Source organism: Tyzzerella sp. An114 (assembly GCF_002161055.1).
GTDB classification, from domain to species: domain Bacteria; phylum Bacillota; class Clostridia; order Lachnospirales; family Anaerotignaceae; genus Fimicola; species Fimicola cottocaccae.
In genome coordinates this window covers 1-4,934 of the sequence record NZ_NFLT01000043.1, presented here as the reverse complement: position 1 = coordinate 4,934, position 4,934 = coordinate 1, and the positions used below count along the sequence as shown (strand labels likewise).

The 4,934-nt window shown below is 23.4% G+C and carries 5 protein-coding genes; all 5 read right to left on the bottom strand.

Annotated elements, in window-relative coordinates; genetic code table 11:
• On the bottom strand, positions 1-639 hold a 639-nt coding region (locus B5E58_RS13005; protein WP_143597280.1), incomplete at its 3' end, for a hypothetical protein.
• 52 nt (positions 640-691) lie between these two features.
• Positions 692-1,846, bottom strand: coding sequence for a hypothetical protein (locus B5E58_RS13000; protein WP_088110075.1), 1,155 nt, complete (start codon positions 1,844-1,846; stop codon positions 692-694).
• A gap of 31 nt (positions 1,847-1,877) precedes the next feature.
• On the bottom strand, positions 1,878-2,402 hold the full coding sequence (locus tag B5E58_RS12995; RefSeq protein WP_088110074.1) for a hypothetical protein: 525 nt from the start codon (positions 2,400-2,402) through the stop codon (positions 1,878-1,880).
• 14 nt (positions 2,403-2,416) lie between these two features.
• Positions 2,417-3,499, bottom strand: a complete 1,083-nt coding sequence (locus tag B5E58_RS12990) for a hypothetical protein (protein WP_088110073.1) — start codon at positions 3,497-3,499, stop codon at positions 2,417-2,419.
• A 130-nt stretch (positions 3,500-3,629) separates the two neighbouring features.
• Positions 3,630-4,316, bottom strand: coding sequence for a hypothetical protein (locus tag B5E58_RS12985; RefSeq protein WP_088110072.1), 687 nt, complete (start codon positions 4,314-4,316; stop codon positions 3,630-3,632).
• Between the last annotated feature and the right edge of the window lie 618 nt (positions 4,317-4,934).

Sequence of the window (4,934 nt, the reverse complement as noted above, 5' to 3'; positions counted from 1 at the left end):
AATATTTTCTGCTACTGTAATAATTGCATCTGGAAATAATGAAAAAAGTTTTATGCCGTCAGATTTGGTTAATACTCCTGTTATAACATTTCTTTTATGACTTAAATTCCATAATTTTAAATCTAAATCTTCTGATGATTGCATTATATTATAATTATCATAGTCACCATTTGAATTTATTAGTTCTACATAATCTGAAAAATCTTGCTCTATGGCTCTATTAGATATATCTTTATTATTGATAATTTCTATAAGTATATCTTTTAAAGGTTTAAATATATTATCATTTTTTATATATACTTTTTTTGCATCTTCATCTGTAAAAGCTAAAACCAATACACTATACAATCCACGAGTTTCTTCTCTTTTTGAATACTCAATATTTAATATATCCTCTTGTTTTCCACTTAGTGCTATTGCATAAATACTTTGTTCTTTATCTAAATAACCAGCAAACCACGTTCTTTGTTTTTCTTTATATTCATCTAATTTTCTGTTTTGAGTAGATAACATTCTATTTGATAGTTTCCACAAAATATCTTTATATTCTTTTAATTCAGAACTGCAAAATCTAACTAAATAATCTCCTTTATCTCCTTCTGTATTTAAGTTAGAGCGTATCCAACCATATACTGCCATTATTACAACCCCTTATAAATACAAATATAATAGTATTTAAAATATTTTATAATCATTTAAAAAATTCAGATAAATTACATCTTTCACCTTTTTCATTAACATAAAGAATTTCATAGTTTTTACTTTGTAAATATTCTAAAATAGCATTTGAATTTTGACATAAACTATTACTATTTAACAAGTTAGTTTTATCTTTTTCAGCTTCTTTAATATTATTTTGAGTATTAATAATATCATAATTAATTTCAGTTAAATTTTTACTGCGACCTAATATTCCGGCTAATCTTTTTAAAGGATTTTTCTTAATTTTTTCTTCACTTGATTTTTGTTTAAATAAAATATTATTCAGTTCTGAAATTCGTACATCTATTTTACCAGCTTCATTTTGTTGCCATATTCTTCCTTCTTCAGATAAAGCATATCCAACAGTAAGCATAACAGGAATTTCAAAGCCTACTGGGTCAAATCCTTTAATAATTTCATTTGTTTTTTCATCTAATACTAAATTTTTACCAATAGTAGAATGACAGCCTAATATTTTACGTTCTTCTATAAGTAAATTATATCCATCAAGTAATTTATACAAATAATCCATTTTTTTAGAATCATCACATTTAACTTTATCAGATTTTGTAACATAAAATATTATAGGTCTATTATCTTCTTTTCCATATTTTTTAAGGTTTAATTCATTAGCTCTATTTACAAGTGTTATAACTTGTCCTATTTTTTCGCCAATAGCATTTGTAAGTTTTGCTCTTTCTATATTTTGCATACCATTATCCTTATCAATTACATGAATAAAATCATCTAATACATTTCCAGGAATAATAAATGCTAAAATTGCAGCTTCATTTAAAAATTCATCAAATACATTAAGTTCATCTTCAGGAATATCAGAACTTTCAAAATCTGTTGTCATATTTCCCATATAGTCTAACCAAAGAAAATTACATATATTTTTCATTTTTCTTGTAAGTATTAAATCATATATATGATTTTCTATACTACCCTCAGGAAGTTTATTATCTAACATTCCATTATACATATTTGTTAATTCTGTTACATCGACTCCTTCTCTGACAATTATACCAAAATCACCCATATTGTTATCTTCAAACTTAGCTTTAGATAATTGTCTGTATGCACAACAAGCCGCTACTGTTTTTCCGCTACTTTTTCCACCTGTAATTAATAATTTAATCATAATATTACTCCCCCTTTTTTATTATTTATTATTAGTTTTTATTTTTAAGTTTATTTTGTATACTATCAATCATCTTATCGCAGTTTTCAATAAACATTTCTAACATAACATATTCTTTAAGTTTAGCTTCTTTTAAAAGTTGAATTTTATTTAATTCTTGTTCAAGATATTCATACATTTGGGGACTATTTTTTTCTTCTTGAGTTGCACTAGCCAAGCGAATTTTCCATTCAGTTAAAATTTCGTTTTCTTTCTGTAAGAAAAAATTTTCGGATTGTTCTTTTTGTTCATTTAACTTACGAACTTTAGGACTTGTATCCATAGCATAATACTTTCTTTTATATTCATCAATTTGTTCTTTTGTAATATTATCAAAACATCTGATAACTTCACTTTCTGGAATTCTATATCCTTCTCTATTTGATTTTAATTCTGCTTGCATATTAATTTCAGAATTATATATAAGCTCTTTAACCTTTTTACTAAGATATTGTTTATTTCCTCCTGTCATATCAGCAAGCATACCTACTGTAAACATTAATGGTTTATTGTACATTTATTTAATGCTCCTTATTCAATATCATATTTTTCTTCTGTCTGACACAAAACCATTGTATCTAAATTGTTATAATTTAATTCTTCTGTATTTATAACATTTTTTCTTAGTATAAATTTATTAAATAATTTATTTACACTAATATCTCTTGAATTAAATACAGAATTACAACTTCTCCAAATATTTCCTATGGTAAGACAAATAACTTGACCTAAAATAATTAGTTTTATTATATTTATAAATATTTTAACTGATACTAAAACTAACATAGCTTTAACCAAAAAATTAATTCTTCTATTAGAAAATATATTGCTTAAATATGTAATTGCAATTTTTATATAATTATTGTCATCAGTTTCATTTTCAGCCATTGACATAGATGATACACAAACAGGAATTACTTTTTCAACAATATCTCTTTTTTCATATTCAGTACATTCAAATTTTTCATCATTTAAAACCATTTCTGAAATAATAAAATTTGTTAAAATACAAATATCATTTCTGTATTCTCCTGAAATTTTATTTTCAAAATATGCCGAATGACCAACTCCTATTTCTGCAAGAATTTTTCTGGTTTGGGAACTATAATCAACTCCAATATAGCTAAGTAAATACGATGTTTCAGAAAACATATCTTGTAATTCTTTTTCGGAAACCCCTTCATCAGCCATTTCCCACTCATTATTATAGTTTTCTTCTAATATATTACTTATTTCAGATTTTAAAGAGTCATCTAATTTCTCTACCATACTTGAATAAATCAACATTTTTATATTTGACATATAATGATACTGTTCTTTAATATCCATATCTAATTCATTAATTACATTATCCAACATTTCAGAACTTTGTTCTTGTGATGCTGATATATATAAATTTTGTTTACCTACAAACTCTTCAAAATCATAACTATTTTCTTTCCAAATATCTATACGTTTTAAAAATGATTTTTTTAATTCTTCAATATTGTCTGTTGAAGATTTTTTAATATCTATATATTTATCTAAAATAAATTCTTCAATTTTATATTTAGGATTATTAATTTTATGAGTAATCCATTCCTTAATTAAACCACTTATTTCAATATCATTCATTTAATCACCCCATTTATCTATATAAATATTATTTATTTTATATTTTAACATAAATATCTATTTAAAATCAACTTTATATAGATATTTATATAGATATTTAATATAAATTCAATTTTTAAAATAAATACTCTCATTTCATACAAAATCTATGATATGCAAGTGGTATAAATGTATCTAAATTAAATATTTCTCCAAGCATACATTCAAATTCGCCAGTCTTAGGAAGTACAAAAATATATCTTTCCGAATTTTCTTTATTAAAAATATTACCATTAACAATAATTTTATTTTTAATTTTTGATTTATCTAAATTAAAAACAATACCCCATTTACTTTCTTCAATATTATCACCATTTGATATACAGCTAATATACTTTATTTTTATTACACGAAAATCAGTTAAACCACTAGAATTATTTAAAATAAGTTGAGCTAATTCATTAGCTTCCTGACTATCATTTTGAATATCATCATCAGTATAAAATAAATCTGTTTTTATATCTCCCAGACATAATGTATTTATTTCATATACAGGTCCTAAATCCTTATTTTCTCCTGCCCAACCCAAAAATTTGAAAGGTATTTTTATATAACTTTTTCCCAATAAACAATCTAAACAATAAGTATCATAAGCTGAATTAGGACCTTGTTCTGCTAAAATTATTGAAAAAAAATAACCTAATTGCCCTTGTTTATACTCTCCTAATTGTATATATGTTTTTTCATATTCTATACAATCATTTTTTATAATACTATTAAAAATATTTAAAAAAGAATTTGCTTCTTCATCTGTAAATATAAAATTTTTCCAAGCCATTTCTATTTCACCACCATATTATTTATTTTATATTATAATTGTAACAATATGGTTTATAGGTGTAAAATATAATCAAAATATTAAATAAATATTTCTCTATACATATTATGTCAATTAATTTTCTCACTATCTACTGCATAAATTCAAGTAAATTTTTCAACATAAACTCTTTTAGATACTTATGTGGCTTTACCTCTAAAAATTTGATTTCTTGCTCTCTCATAAAAATTTTTCCTTCCTTGTTTCTTCCTTATTAATGGCAATAAAAAAAGCAGTACATTTTAATTTGTACTGCCATAAAATAAATTTTAGTTACTCACCACCCCTTATGTTACAAGTATATAAAAATCACTCATATTAAGTTTTTATTTTATAAAACACAACATAATCACTTATTATGATTATTATTGTTGTTTTTTGTCATAATTTGCGAAATATTTTTTTAAAAAATGGTTATAAAATGAATTTGTTAAATTTTTACATATATTTCAAGATACAAAAAAAGCGATGTGAATTTAAAATCACATCGCTTGAAATCGATTTTTCACCTAATTTTTGCCATGTCATCTATGAAAATCGAATTTTTTTAATCCTAAAAATCCTTTAAAAAAACCTCTG

Excerpts from the sequence above, each read along its gene's own strand:
- B5E58_RS12985 (WP_088110072.1), bottom strand. The coding sequence starts at position 4,316 with ATGGCTTGGAAAAATTTTATATTTACAGATGAAGAAGCAAATTCTTTT.
- B5E58_RS12990 (WP_088110073.1), bottom strand. The coding sequence starts at position 3,499 with ATGAATGATATTGAAATAAGTGGTTTAATTAAGGAATGGATTACTCAT.
- B5E58_RS12995 (WP_088110074.1), bottom strand. The coding sequence starts at position 2,402 with ATGTACAATAAACCATTAATGTTTACAGTAGGTATGCTTGCTGATATG.
- B5E58_RS13000 (WP_088110075.1), bottom strand. The coding sequence starts at position 1,846 with ATGATTAAATTATTAATTACAGGTGGAAAAAGTAGCGGAAAAACAGTA.